The sequence below is a fragment of the Actinomadura rupiterrae genome (genome assembly GCF_024172125.1).
Taxonomy (GTDB): domain Bacteria; phylum Actinomycetota; class Actinomycetes; order Streptosporangiales; family Streptosporangiaceae; genus Spirillospora; species Spirillospora rupiterrae.
Genome location: NZ_JAMZEA010000006.1, coordinates 660,531 through 681,670 on the forward strand (window position 1 = coordinate 660,531; position 21,140 = coordinate 681,670).

14 protein-coding genes are annotated in these 21,140 nt (G+C 71.3%); 10 read left to right on the top strand and 4 right to left on the bottom strand.

Annotation, left to right across the window (positions count from 1 at the left end; translation table 11 throughout):
• Nucleotides 1-21 precede the first annotated feature (21 nt).
• Nucleotides 22-819 carry an ABC transporter ATP-binding protein gene (locus tag FHU30_RS23910; RefSeq protein WP_253878781.1) on the top strand — a complete coding sequence of 266 codons (798 nt, stop codon included), beginning with the start codon at nt 22-24 and terminating at the stop codon, nt 817-819.
• Nucleotides 820-900: 81 nt separating this feature from the next.
• The gene (locus FHU30_RS23915) at nt 901-1,599 is read left to right on the top strand and encodes an adenosylcobinamide amidohydrolase (protein ID WP_253878782.1); all 699 of its coding nucleotides are present in this window, start codon (nt 901-903) and stop codon (nt 1,597-1,599) included.
• Nucleotides 1,600-2,027: 428 nt separating this feature from the next.
• On the opposite strand, the gene FHU30_RS23920 is transcribed toward FHU30_RS23915, so the two are convergent.
• Entirely contained in the window at nt 2,028-3,548 is a 1,521-nt protein-coding gene (locus FHU30_RS23920; protein ID WP_253878783.1) for an AMP-binding protein, read from the bottom strand.
• 271 nt (nt 3,549-3,819) lie between these two features.
• Between FHU30_RS23920 and FHU30_RS47200 the strand changes: the two genes are divergently transcribed.
• Together FHU30_RS47200 and FHU30_RS23930 are read left to right on the top strand one after the other, a co-directional pair.
• On the top strand, nt 3,820-5,946 hold the full coding sequence (locus tag FHU30_RS47200) for a vWA domain-containing protein (RefSeq protein ID WP_253878784.1): 2,127 nt from the start codon (nt 3,820-3,822) through the stop codon (nt 5,944-5,946).
• A gap of 200 nt (nt 5,947-6,146) precedes the next feature.
• Complete coding sequence (locus FHU30_RS23930) at nt 6,147-7,472, top strand: extracellular solute-binding protein (RefSeq protein ID WP_253878785.1); 1,326 nt, start codon at nt 6,147-6,149, stop codon at nt 7,470-7,472.
• 7 nt (nt 7,473-7,479) lie between these two features.
• Here FHU30_RS23930 and FHU30_RS23935 read toward each other — a convergent pair whose 3' ends face one another.
• Nucleotides 7,480-8,046 (bottom strand): SACE_7040 family transcriptional regulator, encoded by a 567-nt coding sequence (locus tag FHU30_RS23935; protein ID WP_253878786.1) that lies wholly within the window; start codon nt 8,044-8,046, stop codon nt 7,480-7,482.
• A gap of 119 nt (nt 8,047-8,165) precedes the next feature.
• Between FHU30_RS23935 and FHU30_RS23940 the strand changes: the two genes are divergently transcribed.
• The 6 genes from FHU30_RS23940 (at nt 8,166) to FHU30_RS23965 (ending at nt 18,987) form a co-directional block, all read left to right on the top strand.
• Nucleotides 8,166-9,758: a carboxyl transferase domain-containing protein gene (locus tag FHU30_RS23940; RefSeq protein WP_253878901.1), complete on the top strand. Its 1,593-nt coding sequence runs from the start codon at nt 8,166-8,168 to the stop codon at nt 9,756-9,758.
• An 8-nt stretch (nt 9,759-9,766) separates the two neighbouring features.
• Nucleotides 9,767-11,716: an acetyl/propionyl/methylcrotonyl-CoA carboxylase subunit alpha gene (locus tag FHU30_RS23945; protein ID WP_253878787.1), complete on the top strand. Its 1,950-nt coding sequence runs from the start codon at nt 9,767-9,769 to the stop codon at nt 11,714-11,716.
• 5 nt (nt 11,717-11,721) lie between these two features.
• On the top strand, nt 11,722-12,642 hold the full coding sequence (locus FHU30_RS23950; RefSeq protein ID WP_253878788.1) for a hydroxymethylglutaryl-CoA lyase: 921 nt from the start codon (nt 11,722-11,724) through the stop codon (nt 12,640-12,642).
• A 3-nt stretch (nt 12,643-12,645) separates the two neighbouring features.
• Entirely contained in the window at nt 12,646-13,797 is a 1,152-nt protein-coding gene (locus tag FHU30_RS23955) for an acyl-CoA dehydrogenase family protein (RefSeq protein WP_253878789.1), read from the top strand.
• A gap of 69 nt (nt 13,798-13,866) precedes the next feature.
• Complete coding sequence (locus FHU30_RS23960; RefSeq protein WP_253878790.1) at nt 13,867-17,145, top strand: NACHT domain-containing protein; 3,279 nt, start codon at nt 13,867-13,869, stop codon at nt 17,143-17,145.
• A gap of 291 nt (nt 17,146-17,436) precedes the next feature.
• The gene (locus FHU30_RS23965) at nt 17,437-18,987 is read left to right on the top strand and encodes a DHA2 family efflux MFS transporter permease subunit (RefSeq protein WP_253878791.1); all 1,551 of its coding nucleotides are present in this window, start codon (nt 17,437-17,439) and stop codon (nt 18,985-18,987) included.
• 119 nt (nt 18,988-19,106) lie between these two features.
• Here FHU30_RS23965 and FHU30_RS23970 read toward each other — a convergent pair whose 3' ends face one another.
• Both FHU30_RS23970 and FHU30_RS23975 read right to left on the bottom strand, forming a co-directional pair.
• Nucleotides 19,107-20,657, bottom strand: a complete 1,551-nt coding sequence (locus FHU30_RS23970) for an acyl-CoA synthetase (protein ID WP_253878792.1) — start codon at nt 20,655-20,657, stop codon at nt 19,107-19,109.
• Nucleotides 20,658-20,900: 243 nt separating this feature from the next.
• Nucleotides 20,901-21,128: a DUF397 domain-containing protein gene (locus tag FHU30_RS23975; protein WP_253878793.1), complete on the bottom strand. Its 228-nt coding sequence runs from the start codon at nt 21,126-21,128 to the stop codon at nt 20,901-20,903.
• Between the last annotated feature and the right edge of the window lie 12 nt (nt 21,129-21,140).

The following is a 21,140-nucleotide window of genomic DNA, read 5'->3' on the forward strand; positions in this document are numbered from 1 at the left end:
GACGCGTCGGCGGGCGGCCCGATGACGGTTCTGGTGCGCGGGCTGGACGTCGAGCTAGGCGGGCGGCGCGTCCTGCGGTCGGTGTCCATGGAGGTCGAAGGCGGCTCGTGGACGGCGGTCATCGGCCCGAACGGGGCCGGGAAGTCGACGCTGCTGCGCGCCGTGCTGGGCCTCCGTGACGGGCAGGGCATGATCGCGGTCTCCGGACGGGACGTCCGGTCGATGCGGCCGCGCCAGCGCGCCCGACTGGTCGCCTACGCCCCGCAGAGTCCGCGCCTGCCGGCCGGGATGACGGTGTTCGATTACGCCCTTCTCGGACGTTCCCCCTACATCCCGCACTTCGGACGGGAGACCGCGCATGACCGGTCGGTCACGGCCGAGGTCCTGGAGCGGCTCGACCTCGCGGACCTGGCGGCGCGGACGCTCGACCAGCTCTCGGGCGGCGAGCGGCAGCGGGTCGTCCTGGCGCGGGCGCTGGCGCAGCAGACGCCCGTCCTGCTCCTGGACGAGCCGACCACCGCGCTCGACATCGGCCACCAGCAGCAGGTCATGGAGCTGGTCGACCGGCTGCGCCTGGCGGACGGCCTGACCGTCGTCTCGACCATCCACGACCTGACGCTCGCCGCGCAGTACGCCGACCGGCTGGAGCTTCTTTCGGACGGCCGCGTCGCCGCTTCCGGTCCGCCCGCGGACGTGCTGACCCGGGACACCATAGCGGCCCATTTCGACGCGAACGTCAGCGTGTCCCATGATGCGGAGGGGCGTCCGCTGCTGGCGCTGGAACGTCCGGTCCGTCCTGGTGAAGGGGCTGCGCAGTGAGTCCCGGCCGAAGGAGCGGCGGAGTGAGCGTCCCTGGCAAAGGAGCGGCGGAGTGAGCGTCCCTGGCAAAGGAGCGGCGGAGTGAGAGTCGACCTGCACTGGCGCGAGGAGGACGGCGCGCGCTTGGCCGCGACGGTCTGGCATCCCGGGGACGGCTACCGGATGATCTCGTCGGCGATGCTCGGCGGCGGGCTCACGTCCGCCCGCTGGGTGCTGAACGCGCAGGTCGCGGGCGGGTACTCGCGCATGGACCCGGTCGACCACCTGCACGAGCTCGCCGCCGCGTACGGCCTGGACGGCCCCGGCGTCGGGATGCTGACAGCGGCCTCGGTCGAGCGGACGCAGCATGCGGACGACGGCGGTGTCGAGGTGTCGGCGACGGTCGGGCTGCGCGTGCCGACGTGGGCCGCCGCGCCCGCCGATGCGGACGACCCGGAACTCGCCCCGATCCGCCTGGACGGCGCCGTCCTCCGGCCCGGAACGATCAACATCGTGGTCGCGGTTCCCGTCCCGCTGTCGGACGCCGCGCTGGTCAACGCCGTGATCACCGCGACCGAGGCCAAGTCGCAGGCGATGCTGGAGGCGGGCTACGCCGGGACGGGCACCGCGTCGGACGCGATCTGCGTGGCCACGCCCGAAACCCCGGGCGAGGCGGAGCCCTTCGCCGGACCGCGCTCGGTCTGGGGCGCGCGGATCGCCCGGGCCGTCCATGAAGCGGTGCTGTCCGGAGCGCATGACTACACGCGCCTGCTCGCGGCCCGCAGGGATTCGACAGAGTAGACCCCGGTCGGCGGCTCGGGATCCGGTAGGACGAGCGTCGGAACAGGGTCTTCCTCACGCCAACCCGAAGGGCGCTCGCGTTCGGCAACAAGGGCGGATACGGCGATGCGGAGTTCTTCCAGGACTTGCGAAAGCTCCCCGACAAGCTGTTCCGCTCGCTCTGGCGTAACCAAGGGGACGGTCTCGGGCTCGCTCATGCCTCGGGCTGTCTCAGGCACGCTCACGCCACTGGCGGTCTCAGGCACGCTCATGCCTCTAGCAGTCTCAGGCACGCTCATGCCTCTGGCGGTGTTGGGCTGGCTCATGCCTCTGGTACGCAGGACACGACCCGATGCGTTCGACATCGGGCGAACGGTTCCAGCGGCCTAGCGAAAGACGAACACAGCCTCCAAGCGCCTAGCGCGACGTTCCGAAGGGCAAAGCCGGAGTCATCCCTTGAGGTAGGACTCGCGCAGGCGCGACCGGCTCAGCTTCCCTGAAGGCGTGCGCGGGAGTTTCGTTCGGAACTCGATCCGCCGCGGGTGCTTCAAGCGGGCGAGGAGCGGCTCGCAATGCGCCAGCAGGTCGGCGACGAGCGACGCATCCGGTTCGTGGCCGGGAGCGGGCTCGACGAGGGCGATGGGCTGCTGCCCCCACTCCTCGTCCGGGACGCCGATCACCGCGACGTCCGCGACTGCCGGATGCCGGAGCAGGGCCGCCTCGATCTCCGCCGGGTACAGGTTCACGCCGCCCGAGATGATGAGGTCGGTCCGCCGGTCGCTCATGTGGACGAACCCGTCCTCGTCCAGGTATCCCAGGTCACCCGGGGTGTAGAGGTCGCCGTGGTGCGCGGCGGCGGTCTTGTCCGGATCGTCGTGGTACTCGAAGCCGAGCGTGCCGCCGCGCACGTAGATCATTCCGGTCTCGCCGGCCGGCAGCTCACGACCGTCCTCGTCCAGGATCTTGACCTCGACGCCGTCGAGCGGGCGTCCGACCGTGCCGGGATGGGCGAGCCACTCCTCGGGCCGCGCGAGCACGACCGCGCCGCTTTCGGTCGAGCCGTAGTACTCCCAGAGCACCGGCCCCAACCAGTCCATCATGGCCTGCTTGGTGTGAACGGCCACGGGCGCGGCGCTGTGGAAGACCTGCTGCAGGGACGACGTGTCGTACCGGTTCCGGACGTCCTCGGGGAGGCCGAGCAGCCGGTGGAACATCGTCGGGACCATGAAGGTGTTGGTGACCCGGTAGTCCTGGACGAGCCGCAACGCGCTTTCCGGCTCGAAGCGCGGCGGGACCACGACGGCGTGCCCGAAAATCAGCGCCACCATCGCGTGCGCGCAGGGGGCCGAGTGGTAGAGCGGCCCGAGGACGAGGTGCACGCCGTCGCCGGGCGTGAAGTCCAGGTCCCGGCCGACGGTCTGCCTGAGCAGGTCGAACACCGGTTCCGGCGGCAGGTCCAGCAGGGGGCGCTGGACGCCTTTCGGCCGCCCCGTCGTCCCCGACGTGTAGAACATGATGGAGCCCATCCGCCGCTCGTCCGGCGGGGTTTCGGACGCGTCGCCCAGCCATTCCGGCGCGTCCACGCTGAGCAGCGCGGACGGCGCGACACCAGCCTCACCGGCCGCGACCTGGACTGTTCCGGCCAGCGCGTCCTCGGTGATGACCGCGCCCGCGCCGCTGTCGGTGAGGATGTAGGCGATCTCTGGCTTGGTCAGATGCCGGCTGACCGGGACGAAGTAGAGCCCGTTCTGCATCGCCGCGAACAGCGCGACGAGGAATTCCGGACGGTTTCCGAGGACGGTCGCAACCGTGTCGCCGGGCCGCAGACCGAGCCGGCGCAGGACGGCCGAGCAGCGGTTCACGCGCCCGTGCAGCTGTCCGTAACTGAGCGGCCCTCCGGGCCCGAGGACGGCCGGACGGTCCGGATCCCGGTCCGCGATCTCGTAGAAGCTGACGCCGTCGACACCCATGCGCGCCTCCTCACCCGTCCGCGGACCCCCGCGCGGACTCCTCGTCCAGCCGGGCAGGCCGCGCGAACCGGGCAGGCCGGGCGGTGTGCGGGCCGCGCGGCCCCTCGGTCTCCATCGACCTACGGCCCGGCAATGAAGTCAAGCCTTCACCCCCATTCCCGTCGAGCCGGAACAAGCGACCGATCATGGACGCCCGATTCCGGCCCGCGGCGGCGGCCCGCTCACTACGCTGGGAGCGATTCGGCGACAGCGAGCGGTGACTGGCAGCGTGGTGACCGAACAGACCGGGAGCGCCCCACCCCCGGACGAGCACGGCCCGGCGGCCCCGGACGGGAGCCGGACCCCGGACGAGAGCCGCACGCCCCTGCGGCGGCTGACCGAGGTCATGGCGTTCGAACTCTGCTCGTCCATCCTGGTCGGCCTGCTCGTGACCGTTTTCCATGGGTATTTCTGGCTCAACTCGGTCGTCACGCTCGCGGTGCTCGCAGCGGTCTCGATGCTGCTCTGGCGGTCCCGTCCCGATCTGGTGCACAACGTCCTCGCAGGCGCCTCGTCGACGCTGCTGTGGATGGCGAAGGGGCTGGCGTGCCTGCTCCTGGGCGCGGCGGCGATGGTCCTGGTGCTGCTGGCGGTGCTCGGCGTGAAGGCGCTGCGCGACGCGGCCCAGCCGTGCGGGCAGCCGCTCGAACTGCGCGTGATGTCCGCGCCGGAGATGCTGACGCCGCTGCGCGCGGCGGCAGCCGAGTTCGTGGCCGACCGGAAGGACGACGGATGCCGCCGTTACTCGGTCACGGTCGTCCCGGAACCTGGGCCGGTCTCGCTCTACGACGCGTTCAGCCGCCTCTGGCGGCGCAACGACACGGGCGATGACCAGCAGCTCCTCGGCCCGCAGCCGGACGTGTGGATCCCGGTGAGCAGCGCCGAGCTCGACTTCGTCCCGCACGGCGGCCAAGGCGCCGGAACCCACGGGAGCGGCGGCGATCCGCGTTTCCGGTCGTACCGCTCGCTCGGCACCTCGCCGATGGTCCTCGCCCTGTTCCCCAAGGCGAACGCGGCCGTCGCGAGCCCCTACAGCGCGCCGCTGAAGGCGAACGCGGGCGCCTTGCTGAAGCAGATCTCCCAGGCGGGAGTGAAACTGCGCGGTATCGCCCGTCCCGTTCCGGACACGTCGGCCGCCGCGCTTGAGGTCACGCCCGCGCTGTACGAGGCGCAGGCCGGATCGTCCCCAGGCGCGGCCGAGAAGTTCGCCAGCCCGTCCGATCTGGTTGCCCCCGACGCGGTGACACTTCTGTGTCGCTTCCGGGCCCAGGCGTCCCAGGGCCTCGAACCGCCATCGGACGTCGCGGTGGCCGTCCCCGAGCAGGTGCTCGCGGACTACGACGCCGGACGCGCCCTCGGCGACCGTTGCGGACCGTCCGATCCCTCGTCCGGCCCGAGCGCGCGGTGGCGGCTGTACCCGTACTACGCGGTCGACCTGCCGACCATGGACTACCCGTTCGTCCAGCTCACCTGGCGCGGGCAGGACACCCGGGCGCGCAGCGCCGCGATCGGCGACCTGCGTTCCTGGCTGACCGCGCATCCGCTCAGCAAGCAGGGGCTCCGCGACGACGGTGGCGAGATCCCCGCGCCGCCTGAGGGCGATTCCGCGCATCTCTACCTCTCCCGGCTCCAGGGCATGGCCGGCGAGCGGGCCGTGCCGCCGTACGTCCAGCTCAGGGGCGCTCCGCCGGTGCAGAGCGCGCTGGACCGGCTCGCCGCCGCCCGCCCGAAGGTCGCCGCAGCGCTGATGCTGGACGTCTCGGGCTCGATGGACCAGGCCGCCGGATCCGCACCGTCCAGACCGGCGGCTGCCACGGCGAGCGGTCCGGCGACCGGAGGCACCCGCCTCACCCGCGCCGTGACGTTCCTGCAGAGCTTCGTGGACCAGCTCCAGGGCTCCGACCGCGTCGGCCTCCAGGTGTTCTCGTCGGCGGCCGATCCGCGCAATCCGGCGACGTTCGGGAACGTCCCGCCGCGCGACGCGCAGGCCGACCAGAAGGACCAGGTCGGCAACCAGCTCCAGGCCGTCACGACGACCGGCGGCGACCTGGCGCTGCGCACCGCGATCGCCGCCGCGAACCTCTCCAGCGGCAGGCAGGACCTCATCCTGGTCACCGACGGCGAGAGCGCGGGCAGCAACCCCGACACGTCCGGGCTGGCCGCCTGGCTCAGCGGACCGTTCCGCGCGGCCAACCCGAACCTGCGCCTCACCGTCGTCCTCACTGGCCCGGCCAGCTGCGACACCGCGCACATCAGGCAGCTCACGTCCGCAATGGGTTCCGGACGCGGCCGGTGCGTCGCGCTCACCGGCGCACCCGAGCAGGAACAGGCCGCCCAACTCCTCTCGGGGCTGCGATGACGACCGAAGACGACGACCGCAACCGTCCCGCCCGTCCCCCGTCCCGAGACGGCGACCCACCCGAAACACCAAGCTCGCCCGAAAATCCGACCCCGCCCGAAGCACAAAGCTCGCCCGAGGTTCCGCGGCCTCGCACCCCTCCGCCCCCGTCGCGCGCGCACGAGGGGAAGCAGCATGGGACGCATTTCTCGCGCCGAGCGGTGTTGCTGTTCGCCTCGGTAGGCGCGCTCGCCGTTCTCGCGGCGGCGTTGGTGTCGCAGATCCATCCGAGCGTCCCGTACCACGCGCTGGCCGCCGACTGCGGACGCGACGACCTCGTCATCGCAGGCGGGACGGACGTGAGCCTCAAGGCGCAGCGGCGCGCGCTCGTCAAGCAGTGGAACGCCTCGTCCTATCCGGACGGCCGTCCGCACCGGCACGCGCGCCTGGTCGAGGTGTCCGACTCGACCGACCTGCAGCACAGCCAGCTCGCGGCGGTCGCGCAGTCCGGCGGCTGCGGCTACGACGTCCTGATCATGGACAACACCTGGACGGCCCAGTTCGCGCAGGCCGGGTACCTCAAGGAGCTGGACGGCCTGTCTGACAAGGCCGACATCATCCCCGCCGCGCTGCGCACCGGCCAGTGGCAAGGGAAGCAGTACGCCGTGCCGTTCAACCTGGACGTCGGCCTGCTCTACTACCGCGAGGGCACCACGCCGCCCGCGAACTGGTCCGATCTACTCGACCAGGGCTACGACGCACAGCTCGCCGACTACGAGGGCCTGACCGTCAACGTCCTGGAGGACGTGTGGAGCGACGGCGCCGCCGACGTCCTCACCGGTAACGCGCGCGCGGACGAGAAGGCCCTCAAGAACCGCGTCTTCCCGGCCATCAGCCGCCTCGCCCCTAGAGTGCAGGGCCCGTTGAAGGCTTCGCGCCAGTTCCAGGAGCAGGACGCCATCAACGCCTTCGCTAGCGGCGACAAGCTGATGCGCAACTGGCCCTATGCGTTCTCGTCGCTCGCGACCGAGCCTCGTATGCGCGCGAGTGGCGACCGCCTGCTGTTCCATGTGGCGGCGCTTCCCGGATACACCGTCTTGGGCGGCCAGAACCTCGCGGTCTCGGCCCACTCCCCCAACCCCGGCCCGAGCGCCGATCTGGTGCGCTTCCTCTCCGGGACGGACGCTCAGCGCCAGCTGTTCTCCTGCGGCGGTTTCGCCCCTGCCCGGTACTCGGCGCTCGGCCTGACCCCCGATCGCCATGCCCCCGGGGACGTCCAGGCGAAGTCGTGCTCGACCCTGATGGGCCGTCCGCCCGCGCCCGGTGATCCGGACCTGCCGAACCAGCAGCAGCTCACCGAGCTCGGCCAGGCCATCGTGACGGCCCTCGGGCGCGCCCGGCCGCGTCCGGTGACCGAGCACTACCCGACCTTCTCGGCGACGTTCCGGGAGTGCGCGTCCAAGATCTTCGACGGCACGACGGCAGACGCCGGAACCTTCGCCCACGACGTCGCCGAGGCCCTGAAAGGCCGCCCGTCCAGCTGCTGACGGGGCCTCAGCAGACCAGGGCGGCGCGTCCCATCGTGTGGAGCAGCTCGGCCATGGCCGGACGATCGAGCCCGGCCGCGCTGTACGGAGTCGAGTTGAGCAGCCCGAAGCAGGCGTGGACGGCCGCCCGGATCCGGGGTTCCGGCTCGTCCGGACGCAGTCGGCGCAGCACCCCGACCCACTCCTCCACGTAACCGCGCTGGACGCGCCGGACCTGGTGGCGCTGCGGTTCGGGCACGTTGTCCAGCTCGCGCTCGTGCACGGTGATCAAGGCCGGGTTGTCGAGTGCGAAGGAGATGTGCCAGTCGAGTAGGGCGTCCAGGGCCGCGGACGGGTCGGGCGCGGCGGCCCGGCGGACGCCCTCGGCGCGCAGCCGCTCGCTGATGTCGACGAGCATCTCGGCGAGCACGGCCTCCTTGCCCCGGAAGTGCCGGTAGAGGGCCGGTCCGGTGAGGCCGAGGGCGCGCCCGAGGTCGCCGATGGAGGTGCCGTGGAAGCCGCGCCGGGCGAACAGCTCGGCGGCCGCGGCGAGGATCTCGGCCCTGCGCGGGTTCGCCGTGCTCACGTCGGTCATGATGGGAGTGTAGACGAATCTTGTTAATGAGCGTTAACATCGCACTTGTTAACGAGCATTAACTGTCGACGAGGACGGGTGATGACCGGGTGAGCGGGAGCGGAAGCGCATCCTGGCCGGTGCTGGGCACGCGTGCCGATCCGGGGGGCGAGGCCTACAAGGCGAGCGCCGCGCACAACGAGGCGCTGGCCGCCGAGCTGCGCGACCGGCTGGAGGCGGCCGGGCGCGGCGGGCCGGAGCGGGCCCGGGAGCGGCACGTCAAGCGCGGCAAGCTGCTGCCCCGCGACCGGGTGGACACGCTGCTCGACCCCGGCTCGCCGTTCCTGGAGCTGTCCCCGCTCGCCGCGACCGGCATGTACGGGGACGACGCGCCGGGCGCCGGGATCATCACCGGCGTCGGCCGGATCTCCGGGCGCGAGTGCGTGGTCGTGGCCAACGACGCGACCGTCAAGGGCGGCACGTACTACCCGATGACGGTCAAGAAGCACCTGCGCGCGCAGGAGGTCGCCCTCCACAACCGGCTGCCCTGCGTGTACCTGGTCGACTCCGGTGGCGCGTTCCTGCCGAAGCAGGACGAGGTGTTCCCCGACCGCGAGCACTTCGGCCGCATCTTCTACAACCAGGCGACCATGTCCGGGCGCGGCATCCCGCAGATCGCGGCGGTGCTCGGGTCCTGCACGGCGGGCGGCGCGTACGTCCCGGCGATGAGCGACGAGGCGGTGATCGTCCGGAACCAGGGGACGATCTTCCTCGGCGGCCCGCCGCTGGTGAAGGCCGCGACCGGCGAGGTCGTCACGGCCGAGGAGCTGGGCGGCGGCGAGCTGCACTCGCGGATCTCCGGCGTCACCGACCACCTCGCCGAGAACGACGCGCACGCGCTGTCGATCGTCCGCAGCATCGTCGGGACGCTCGGCCCGCGCGCGCCGCGCCCGTGGGAGACCGCCGCGCCGGCCGAGCCGCTGTACCCGGCGGACGAGCTGTACGGCGTCGTCCCGCCGGACGCCCGCACCCCCTACGACGTGCGCGAGGTCATCGCCCGCGTGGTGGACGGGTCGCGGTTCCAGGAGTTCAAGAAGGAGTTCGGGACGACCCTGGTCACCGGCTTCGCGCACATCCACGGCCACCCGGTCGGGATCATCGCCAACAACGGCATCCTGTTCGCCGAGTCGGCGCAGAAGGGCGCGCACTTCATCGAGCTGTGCGACCAGCGCAGCATCCCGCTGGTGTTCCTGCAGAACATCACCGGCTTCATGGTCGGCCGCGAGTACGAGGCGGGCGGCATCGCCAAGCACGGCGCCAAGATGGTCACGGCTGTCTCGTGCGCGCGCGTACCGAAGTTCACCGTCGTCATCGGCGGCTCGTTCGGCGCGGGCAACTACGCGATGTGCGGCCGGGCGTACTCGCCGCGCTTCCTGTGGATGTGGCCGAACGCGCGGATCTCGGTGATGGGCGGCGAGCAGGCCGCGAGCGTGCTGGCGACCGTCCGGCGCGACCAGCTCGGCGACGCGTGGTCCGCCGAGGCGGAGGAGGAGTTCAAGGCTCCGATCCGCGCGCAGTACGAGGACCAGGGCAATCCGTACTACTCCACGGCGCGGCTGTGGGACGACGGCGTCATCGACCCGCGCGACACGCGCCGCGTGCTGGGGCTGGCGCTGTCGGCCGCGGCGAACGCGCCGCTGGAGCCGGTCGGCTACGGCGTCTTCCGGATGTGAGGGGCGAGATGTTCGAGAGCGTTCTGGTCGCCAACCGGGGTGAGATCGCCGTCCGGGTGTTCCGCACCGCGCGGCGCCTCGGGCTGCGCACCATCGCGGTCCACACGGCGGGCGACACCTTCCACACCGCCGAGGCGGACGAGGCCGTCGAGATCCCGTCCTACCTGTCGATCGAGGCCGTGCTGGACGCGGCGCGCTTGACGGGCGCGTCGGCGGTCCACCCGGGCTACGGGTTCCTCGCGGAGAACACCGCCTTCGCGCGCGCGTGCGAGGACGCCGAGGTCGTCTTCATCGGACCGCCCGCGTCGGCGATCGACGCGATGGGCGACAAGATCCGCGCTAAGCAGACCGTCGCGGCGGCCGGCGTCCCGGTCGTCCCCGGACGGGACGAACCGGGCCTGTCGGACGCCGAGCTGATGGCCGCCGCGCTGGAGGTCGGGCTCCCGGTGCTGCTCAAGCCGTCCGCGGGCGGCGGCGGCAAGGGCATGCGGCTCGTCCGGACGGCCGCGGAGCTGCCGGAGGCGATCGCGTCCGCGCGGCGCGAGGCGAGCACGTCCTTCGGGGACGACACGCTGCTCGCCGAGCGGTTCATCGAGAACCCGCGGCATATCGAGATCCAGGTCTTCGCCGACACGCAAGGGAACGCCGTCCACCTGGGCGAGCGCGAGTGCTCGCTCCAGCGCCGGCACCAGAAGATCATTGAAGAGGCGCCATCGCCGCTGCTGACGCCGGACGCGCGGGCGCGGATGGGCGAGAGCGCTGTCGCGGCGGCGCGCGCGGTCGGCTACGTCGGCGCGGGCACGGTCGAGTACATCGTCTCGGCGGACCGTCCGGACGAGTACTTCTTCATGGAGATGAACACCCGGCTCCAGGTCGAGCACCCGGTGACCGAGCTGGTCACCGGACTTGACCTGGTCGAACTCCAGCTGCGCGTCGCGTCCGGCGAGCCGCTGCCGTTCGACCAGTCCGGGGTCTCCCTGAACGGCCACGCGATCGAGGCCCGCATCTACGCCGAGGACCCGGCGCGCGGCTTCCTGCCGACCGGCGGGCGCGTCCTCGTGCTGGACTCCGGTTCGGACGCCCGTGTCGACTCCGGTATCGAGGTCGGGACGGTCGTCGGCGGCTCGTTCGACCCGATGCTGTCCAAGGTCATCGTGCACGGCTCCGACCGCGAGGCCGCGCTGACCGCGCTCGACCGGGCGCTCGGCGCGTACGACCTGCTCGGCGTCACGACGAACGTGGCGTTCCTGCGCAGGCTGCTGACCGCGCCGTCCGTCGTGTCCGGCGATCTGGACACCGGGCTGGTCGAGCGGTCCATGGACGAGCTGACCGACGGCCTGCGCGACCTCCCAGCCGAGGTGCTGGCCACCGCCGCGCTGGAGCGCATGCTCGCTCTCGAAGGCGACGGCACCAACCCGTGGGCCATCCCGGACGGCTGGCGCCCCGGACGTTCCGCCTGGACGCCCTGGCTCATCACTCCGGCCGGTTCCGATCCGGTCGAGGTGCGCGTCCAGGGACGGGCCTCGTCCGCGCGCGTGTCCGTCGGCGATGCGCCGCCGGTCGCCGCGTCGCTTCGCCGGGACGGTCCGAACCTGGTCGTCACCTACGACGGCCGGACGACCCGCTACTCGTGCGCGCGCGACGGCATCACCCTGTGGCTCGGACGCGGCGGACGCACCTGGGCCCTCGCCGAGCACGAGCGCGCCGAGAGCACGGGCGCGGTCGCCGTCACCGGCGACGGCGTCCTGCGGAGCCCGATGCCCGGAACCGTCCTCGCCGTCAAGGCGGCCGAGGGCGACAAGGTCGAGGAGGGCCAGCCGCTCGTCGTCGTCGAGGCGATGAAGATGGAGCACACCGTCACCGCGCCGTGCGCCGGCCTGGTGGCGTCCCTGCCGGTCCGCGCCGGGTCCCAGGTCGCCCTGGACGAGGTGCTGGCCGTGATCGAGTCGGAGGACTGAGCGTCATGCGCGTACCGCTCGACGGGCTTCCCGAGCGCGTCACCGTCTACGAGGTCGGCCCGCGCGACGGGCTGCAGAACGAGAAGTCGATCGTCCCGGTCGATGTGAAGGCCGAGTTCATCACCCGCCTGGCGGACGCCGGGCTGACCACGATCGAGACCACCTCGTTCGTCCATCCCAAGTGGGTGCCGCAGCTCGCCGACGCCGAGGACCTGCTCGGCGTGCTGCCCCGCTCCCCTGACCTGCGCTACCCCGTGCTCGTGCCGAACGAGCGCGGGCTCGACCGGGCGCTCGCCAACGGTGTCACCGAGATCGCGATCTTCGGCTCGGCCACCGAGACGTTCGCCCGCCGGAACCTGAACCGCACGGTCGACGAGTCCCTCGCGATGTTCGAGCCGGTCGTCCGGCGCGCCCGCGACGAGGGCCTGTGGGTCCGCGCGTACGTGTCGATGGTGTGCGGCGACCCGTGGGAGGGCGACGTCCCGCTCGCGCAGGTCGCGTCCGTCGCGCGCCGCATGATGGACCTCGGCTGCTCGGCCCTCAGCCTCGGCGACACGATCGGCGTCGGCACGCCCGGCCAGGTCACCGCGCTGATCGGCGAGGTCGTCGGGGCCGGCATCCCGCTCGACCGGATCGGCGTCCACTTCCACGACACCTACGGCCAGGCCCTGGCGAACACGCTCGCCGCGCTGCGCGCCGGGGTCACCGTCGTGGACGCGTCGGCGGGCGGCCTCGGCGGCTGCCCGTACGCCGAGTCCGCCACCGGCAACCTCGCCACCGAGGACCTGGTCTGGATGCTCGACGGCCTCGGCGTCGAGACCGGCGTCGACGTGCGCAAGCTCGCCGCAACGAGCCTCTGGATGGCCGAGAGGCTCGGCCGCCCGTCCCCGTCCCGCGTCGTCCAGGCGCTCGCGCCCAAGGAGTAACCGATGATCGACTTCACCCTGCCCGACGAGCAGGAAGAGCTGCGCCGCACCGTCGAGCGCTTCGCCCGCGAGACCGTCGCCCCGGTGATCGGCGACCTGTACGAGCGCGGCGAGTTCCCGTACGAGATCGTCTCCGGGATGGGCAAGATGGGCCTGTTCGGCCTGCCGTTCCCCGAGGAGTACGGCGGCATGGGCGGCGACTACTTCGCCCTCTGCCTCGCCCTGGAGGAACTCGCGCGGGTCGACTCGTCCGTCGCGATCACCCTTGAGGCCGGCGTGTCGCTCGGCGCCATGCCGATCTACCGCTTCGGCACCGAGGAGCAGAAGCGCGAGTGGCTGCCGAAGCTCACCTCGGGCGAGCGTCTGGCGGCGTTCGGCCTGACCGAGCCGGGCGGCGGCTCGGACGTCCCCGGCGGCATGCGCACCACCGCCCGCCTCGACGGCGACCACTGGGTGATCAACGGGTCCAAGGCGTTCATCACCAACTCCGGCACCGACATCACCGCGTTCGTGACCGTCACCGCGTTCACCGGCGAGAACGAGATCTCCACGATCATCGTCCCGAACGGCACCCCGGGCTTCACCGTCGGCCGCAAGTACTCCAAGGTCGGCTGGTCGGCGTCCGACACCCGCGAGCTGTCCTTCGACGACGTCCGCGTCCCGGCGGCGAACCTGGTCGGCGAGCGCGGCCGCGGCTACGCCCAGTTCCTGCGCATCCTGGACGAGGGCCGCATCGCCATCGCGGCGCTGTCGGTCGGCCTCGCCCAGGGCTGCGTGGACGAGTGCCTGCGCTACGTCCGCGAGCGCGAGGCGTTCGGCCGCGAGATCGGCCGCTACCAGGCCATGCAGTTCAAGATCGCCGACATGGAGACGCGCGCCCACACGGCCCGCCTCGCCTACTACGCGGCGGCCGCGAAGATGCTCAAGGGCGAGCCCTTCAAGAAGGAGGCCGCGATCGCCAAGCTCGTGGCGTCCAACGCCGCCATGGACAACTCGCGCGACGCCACGCAGATCTTCGGCGGCTACGGCTTCATGAACGAGTACGCCGTCGGCCGCTTCTACCGCGACGCCAAGATCCTGGAAGTCGGCGAGGGCACCAGCGAAGTCCAGCGGATGCTCATCGCCCGAGCCCTCGGCCTCCCCGCGTCCTTCTAGGGGTTCGTAGGGTTTTCATAGGGTTCCCACCCCTCACGTCGGGTCGGCTCGGCGGGCGATACTTGCCGGATGTCCGTCGAGTTGGCCGCCGTGGGGGTGGGGAGGTCCGTCGCGAAGCTCGTGCTCGGGCGGATGCTCTCCGGGCGCAACGCGCGGATCGACCGGTCGGCCGAGCTGGTCGAGCTGATCAAGGTCGGGTACGCGGACGAGCTGAAGCGGCGCAAGGCGGTGTCGCAGTTCGAGGACATCGCCACGTCCGTCGCCGACCGGCTGCTGAAGTTCTGCCGCGCCGAGTACCGCGGCCTAACGGACAACGACCGCGAAGCCGTGCTGGGGCAGGTCGTTCTGACTCTGGACCGTGCCGACCTGTCCGATGCGGCCTTCCTAGCGGACGATGCCGATGCGGTGAAACTGGCCCGTCGGCTACGGAAGTCGCTGCCTGCGCGTCAGGCGTCGTTCCAGCTGGGTGAGGCGGGGGCGCGGCTATACGAAGTCGTGCTGGACGAGTGTTGCGACTGTTTGGCGCGAGTTCTGACGCATCTCCCGCAGTTCGCTCCGCGCGCTTCGGCGGAGACGCTTGCGCGGCTGACCGGCTTGGCGGAGCAGGTGGAGACGCTGCTGGCTCGTATGCCCGCGCGTTCGCTGACCGCTCCTGAAGGTGTGGGCGAGGACGAGGAGTTCACGCGCCGGTACCTGTCGTCGCTGAGCGAGACGCTCGACACGCTTGAGTTGTTCGGCGTCCGGTTCGAGCGTCTGACCCGGCCCAGGACGAGCCTGAGCGTCGCGTACATCAGTCTTAACGTCTCCCAGGATGCCGATAAGCCCCGGCATCGTCAGGAGCCCGTAGCGCGCTCTGAGTGGCGCGAGGAGCGTCCTGGCGGGACGGTCCGGATCGAGACCGCGCTCAAGGACCATCGGCTTCTCCTCGTGCGCGCGGAGGCCGGGGGCGGCAAGAGCACTCTGCTTCGCTGGCTCGCCATTGCGGCTGCGCGCGGTTCGTTCTCTGATGAGCTGGCCGACTGGCGCGGTCTGGTTCCATTCCTCATCAAACTGCGCAGCCATGCGGGCAGGAAGCTGCCGGGCCCGGAAGAGTTCCTCGACGACACCGCCGGGAACCTCGCCGGGCTGATGCCTCGCGGCTGGGCGCATCGCGTCCTGCTCTCCGGACGTGCGCTGGTCCTCGTGGACGGCGTGGACGAGATCACCGGGTCGCAGCGCCAGGCCGTCCGGGAGTGGGTGGGACGGCTCGTCAACGACTTCCCGGGCATCCGGGTCATCGTGACGTCGCGTCCGGCCGCTGCGGCGGGCGATTGGCTCCGCGCCGAGGGATTCGGGACGGCGTTCCTGGAGCAGCTCAGCCCCGCCGACCTGCGCGAGCTCATCAACCACTGGCACACGGCCGTCCGCGACTGCGACGACCTCCCGTGCGAACCGGAACGCCTGCCCGGGTACGAGGCACGGCTACTGGCCCGTTTCGAGGCCGCGCCACATCTGCGAACCCTCGCATCCACTCCCCTGCTCGCGGCCATGCTCTGCGCCCTGAACCTGGACCGCGAATCGCTCCCGCGCGACCGGATGGGCCTCTACGCGGCAGCGCTCGAACTGCTCCTGGAGACCCGGGACGCCAAGCGCGGCATCCCGAGCTCCCACGCGGTCTCGCTGGAGCAGGACCAGAAGATCCGAATCCTGCGCGACCTGGCCTGGAGCCTGTCCACGAGCAACCGGGTCGAACTGCCGAAGGCGATGGTCGAGCGCCTCATCGCGGAGCGGCTCGCCGCGATGCCCAAGGTCGAGGCGGACGCGTCGGACGTCCTCGACGCCCTGCTCCAGCGCAGCGGCGTCCTGCGCGAGCCGGTTCCAGGACGCATCGACTTCGTGCACCGGACCGTCCAGGAGTACCTGACCGCCCAGCACGCCGCCGACATCGGCGATATCGACCTGCTCGTCCGGGAGGCGCACCGCGACCAGTGGCGCGAGACCGTCATCATGGCGGCCGGCCACGCCAACGAGCCGCTCCGCCGCGACCTGATCACCGGCCTCCTCGCCCGCATCGACACCGAACCGCGCAAGGCCCGCCGCCTGAGACTGCTGCTGGTCGCCTGCCTGGAAACCCTCCCGGCCATCCCCCTCGACCTGCGCTCCGAGTTCGACCGGTGCCTGAAGGAACTCGCGCCGCCGCGCGACGAGGCCGCCGCCCGCTCCCTGGCGACCGCCGGTGAAGCCGTCCTCGACGCGTTCCCCGAGAGCATCGAGGGCCTGTCCACGATGGTCGCGCAGGCCACGGTCAAGGCGGCCTGGCTGATCAACGGCCCCAAGGCGCTGGAGGCCCTCGGCCGGTACGCCACCGCCCCGCACTGGGAAGTGATCAACGAGCTGAACGGCGCCTGGCGCTACTTCGACAGCGCCGAGTTCGCCGACCGCGTGGTGCGGCGCATGCCCGCCGGGACGACGGTACGCGTCGACAGCCGGGAGCAGCTGGAAGCGCTCCACGGCATCCCGCCCCGGCAGAGCCTGAGCGTCGACGTCGGGGACGGCACTGAGGTCGATCTCCTCCGCTACCACTCCGCGTCGCTCGTCGAGCTTCTCCTTTACGGCCCGCCCGCTGTGCCGGTCGATCCCGACCGCCTGCCCGAGATGCCGGACCTCGAACGCTTCACCCTGGGCGCCGGTATCCCTGTGGCATCGCTCGACTTCCTCGACAAGATGCCGAAACTCCAGCACCTCCACCTGTGGAACTGCACGGCGCTCACCGACTACTCGCCGCTGCGGCGGTACGGGGACCTGCAAGAACTCCGGCTCCAGGGCGCCCATGCCCTCCAGGACCCGGCGCAGCTCCCTCCACTCGGCGCGGTCATGAACCTCGGGCTGGGAGGGATCCGCTCCGAAGAGGTCGCCCGGTACGCCGTCGCCGCGTCGCCGGAGCTCCGGTGGCTCGACCTGAGCGACTGCGCCTGGCTGCGGGACCTGGACTTCCTCGACGGGCTCCCGATCATCCGTCTCGACCTCGACGGCTGCGACCGGTTCTCCGACTTCGGCCGGTTCGCCACCCTCCCGAAGCTCGCCGTCCTGAGCCTGGAGGGGACGCCGGTCACCGGGCTGGACTGGGCTCGCGGCCTCGACCGGCTGATCAGCCTGTGGCTCCGGCGGTGCCCCGACCTCGGCGACCTCGCGCCGCTGGCGTCACTGCCGCGGTTGCAGGACCTCTACATCGGCTCCAGCGGCGGGCCACCTCTCGACTTCACGCCGCTCGCGGCCAACCGCGGACTGACCGTGCACGTCGCGGACGGACAGCAGGTCATCGGGGGGAAGGCGCTGGGGCGGCGGTTGAAGAAGTGGCACGCGCGATGAGTTTTGGACAGCGGTCCGGTCTGTACGGGTGCGTGGGGCGTTGAGGGTGTCCGTGGGGGTGAGTGTGGTGTGTAGCGAAGGTCACACTCGCCTTGAGCCTCCCGGGTGCCCCGGTACGGGGTGAGCTGCCAGAAGTGTCGGACGTCGCTGGAATACTCCGGGAACCATCCGGGTTAAATGGTTCGCGAAAGTGTCAGTGACTGCACTATTTTGGCGCGGTCGTTCCCCCGGACCACCCCGTGATCCGTTCTGGCTGCCCGTGCGCGCGGGCCCTACGATTGGAAGATTCACTTGACCGCTCCCGCGTCTCCGCAGACGACGGACGGCCCTCCCGAGGCGGCGGCCTCCGGCGGTGGTCTTGATCGCGGCGTGCTCGCGGTGGCCATGGTCGTCGTGCTGGGCGCGATCATGTCCATCCTGGACGTGACCGTCGTCAACGTCGCACTGCGTCATCTCTCCGAAAGCTTCAACACCGACCTGGCCACGATCCAGTGGGTGGCGACCGGCTACACGCTGGCCCTCGCCACGGTCATCCCCGTCACCGGCTGGGCCGCCTCGCGGTTCGGCACCAAGCGGCTGTACATCATCTCGATCGTGCTGTTCGTGCTGGGCTCCGCGCTCGCCGGCACCGCGTGGGACGCCCCGTCCCTGATCGCGTTCCGGGTGCTGCAGGGCCTCGGCGGCGGCATGATCATGCCCGCCGGCATGACGATCCTGACCCAGGCCGCCGGCCCGAAGCGGGTCGGCCAGGTCATGAGCATCGTCGGCATCCCGATGCTGCTCGGCCCGATCCTCGGCCCGATCCTCGGCGGCTACCTGGTGGACGACGTGTCCTGGCGGTGGATCTTCTACATCAACGTGCCGATCGGCATCGTCGCGGTGTTCCTCGCGTCCCGCATCCTGAAGAAGGACCAGCCCGGCCAGGGCGAGAAGCTGGACCTGCTCGGCCTGGTCCTGCTGTCCCCGGGCCTCGCCGCGCTGATCTACGGCCTGGCGACCGGCGCCGAGAAGAACGACTTCGGCCGCCCGGACGTGCTGGTCACCGTGATCGGCGGCGCCGTGCTGGTGCTGCTGTTCGCCGCGCACGCGCTCAGCAGGCGCAACACCTCGCCGCTGATCGACCTGCGGCTGTTCAAGCGCCGCTCGGTGGCCGCGGCCGCCGGCACGATGGTGCTGTTCGCCTGCGCGTTCTTCGGCGCGATGCTGATCCTGCCGCTGTACTACCAGACGATCCGCCACCAGAACGCGCTGCACGCCGGCCTGCTGCTGGCCCCGCAGGGCCTCGGCGCGATGGTCACCATGCCGGTCGGCGGCAAGCTGACCGACAAGCTCGGCGCGGGCAAGGTCGTCCTGGTCGGCCTGGTCACCGTGGTGGTCGGCGTGGCGGGCTTCGCCTCGCAGATCAGCGTCGACTCGTCCTACTGGGGCCTCGGCGTCGCGCTGTTCGTGATGGGCATGGGCATGGGCATGACGATGATGCCGACCATGTCCGCCGCGATGGCGACGCTGGAGCACGCCGAGGTGCCGCGCGCGAGCACCGCGCTGAACATCATCCAGCAGGTCGCCGGCTCGGTCGGCACCGCGTTCATCGCCGTCCTGCTCGCGACCCAGCTGAAGGACCAGGGGCTGCCCTCGGGCGGTGACCAGGCCCAGCAGGCCGCGGCGCTGGCGAAGCTGCCGAAGGAGGTCCTGGCGCAGGTCCCGCACAAGATGGCGGACGCGTTCCAGACCACCTACTGGTGGTCGGCGGCGCTGATCCTCCTGGCGTTCCTGCCGGCGCTGTTCCTGCCGCGCCACAAGCCGGAGGAGCCGACGTCGGACGTCCAGGTGCCGATGCACTGACGCTTGGCCCGCTCGCACGGACGCCCCGGGTTCCGGTCCCCCTCACATGGGCCGGACCCCGGGGCGTTCCGTGTTGTCAGCCCAGTTCGGGGACGCGCGTTTACGAATCCCGTCGGTGGCTAGCCCGCGGTCGGGGTCCGGTCCTTCCAGTACTCGTCCTTAAGCAGGCGCTTGAAGAGCTTGCCCGTCGGGTGGCGCGGCAGCTCTGCGCGGAAGTCGACCGAGCGCGGGCACTTGTAGTGGGCGAGCCGGTCGCGGCAGTAGGCGATCAGCTCGGCCTCCAGCTCCGGCCCGGCGGCGGCGGGGTCGACGGGCTGGACGACCGCCTTGACGGCCTCGCCCATCTCCTCGTCCGGGACGCCGATGACGGCCACGTCGGCCACGGCCGGATGGACGGCCAGGACGTTCTCCGCCTCCTGCGGGTAGATGTTCACGCCACCGCTGATGATCATGTACGAGCGGCGGTCGGTGAGGTACAGGAAGCCGTCGCCATCGACGTGGCCGACGTCGCCCAGGGTCGTCCAGCCGTGGCCCCACGGGTCGCGGGACGCGCCGGTCTTCGCGGGGTCGCCGTGGTACTCGAACGACGGGCCTTCACCGAAGTAGAGCGTGCCGTTCTCGCCGGGCGGCAGCTCGTTGCCGTCCTCGTCGCATACGTGCACTTCACCGAGCAGCGGACGGCCGACCGTCCCCTTGTGCGCGAGCCAGTCGGTCGGGCTCGCATAGACGAAGCAGTTGCCCTCGGTCGCCGCGTAGTACTCGTGGAGAATCGGCCCCCACCAGTCGAGCATCCGCTCCTTGACCGGAACGGGGCACGGCGCCGCGGCGTGGACGGCGTGCCGCAGCGATGACAGGTCGTACCGCTCGCGGACATCGTCCGCGAGCTTCAGCATCCGGATGAACATCGTCGGCACCCACTGGCTGTGCGTCACGCCGTACCGCTCGATCGCGGCGAGTGCCGCCTCCGGATCGAACTTCTCCATCACGACGACGGTCGAACCACAGCGATGGAAGTTGAGGCTGTAGCGGAGCGGCGCGGCGTGGTACAGCGGCGCGGGCGACAGGTACACCGAGTCGGCGTCCGGCTGGAACAGCAGGTTGATGAGCTGGAACAGCGCGCTCGGAGTGCCCATCGGAGCGAGCGTCAGCGGCGGCTTGACGCCTTTCGGACGTCCCGTGGTACCGGACGAGTAGAGCATGTCCGCGCCTTCGCACTCGTCCGGAAGCGGCGTCGGCGCATGCTCGGCGACGCGTTCCTCGTAGGAGTCGAAGCCGGGCGCGGTGCCGTCCAGCATCAGCCTCAGCCGGAGGCCGGGCAGCCGCTCGGGCGGGACGGCGGCGGCGCGGTCGGCGAGCGCGGCGCTGGTGATGAACGCCTTGGCCTCGCAGTTCTCCACGATGTAGGCCAGCTCGTCGGGCTGAAGCCGGGAGCTCACGGCGGTGTAGTAGAGGCCGGAGCGCTGCGCGGCCCACGCGACCGCGAGGAACAGCGGATGGTTCTCCAGCATGAAGGCGATGTGGTCGCCGGGGCGCAGGCCGGCGGCGGCGAGGAGGCGGGCGAGCCGGTTGGACGCCTCGTCCAGCTCCCGGAAGGTGACGACCCGCCCGGAGCCCGCCATGATCACGGCGGGCTTGCCGGGTGTCCGCTCGGCGATCTGCCCCAGGTGCATGGCACCGCACGGTACCCGGACCGGACGTCGATTGGAATGCGATTCGGTAAGTGGACGGATGCCCACCGCCCGGACGACCGGGTGGCCGCTCGGGCGGAGATGCGGTGCGGTCGCCCGCAGGACCGGGTGGCCGCTCGGGCGGAGACGCGGTGCGGTCGCCCGGAGGACCAGGCGGCCGCTCAGGCGGAGACGCGGTCGATCGCCCTGGCGGCCGGGTGGCCGGTCGGGCATGGTCGCGGACGGTCAGACGAGCATGTGGTCGAAGTCGCCGTCCTTGGCGCCTCCGACGAATGCCTCCACTTCCGCGCGCGTGTACACGAGGATCGGTCCCTCCGGGTAGCGGGAGTTGCGGACCGCGATGTCCCCCGTGGGCAGCTCCGCGAGTTCGACGCAGTTGCCGTTCGGATTGCTGCGGCGGCTCTTCATCCAGACGAGCCGGTCGCTCCAGACGGTCGGCTCTTCGCCGTCCATCGTGTGCCCCCT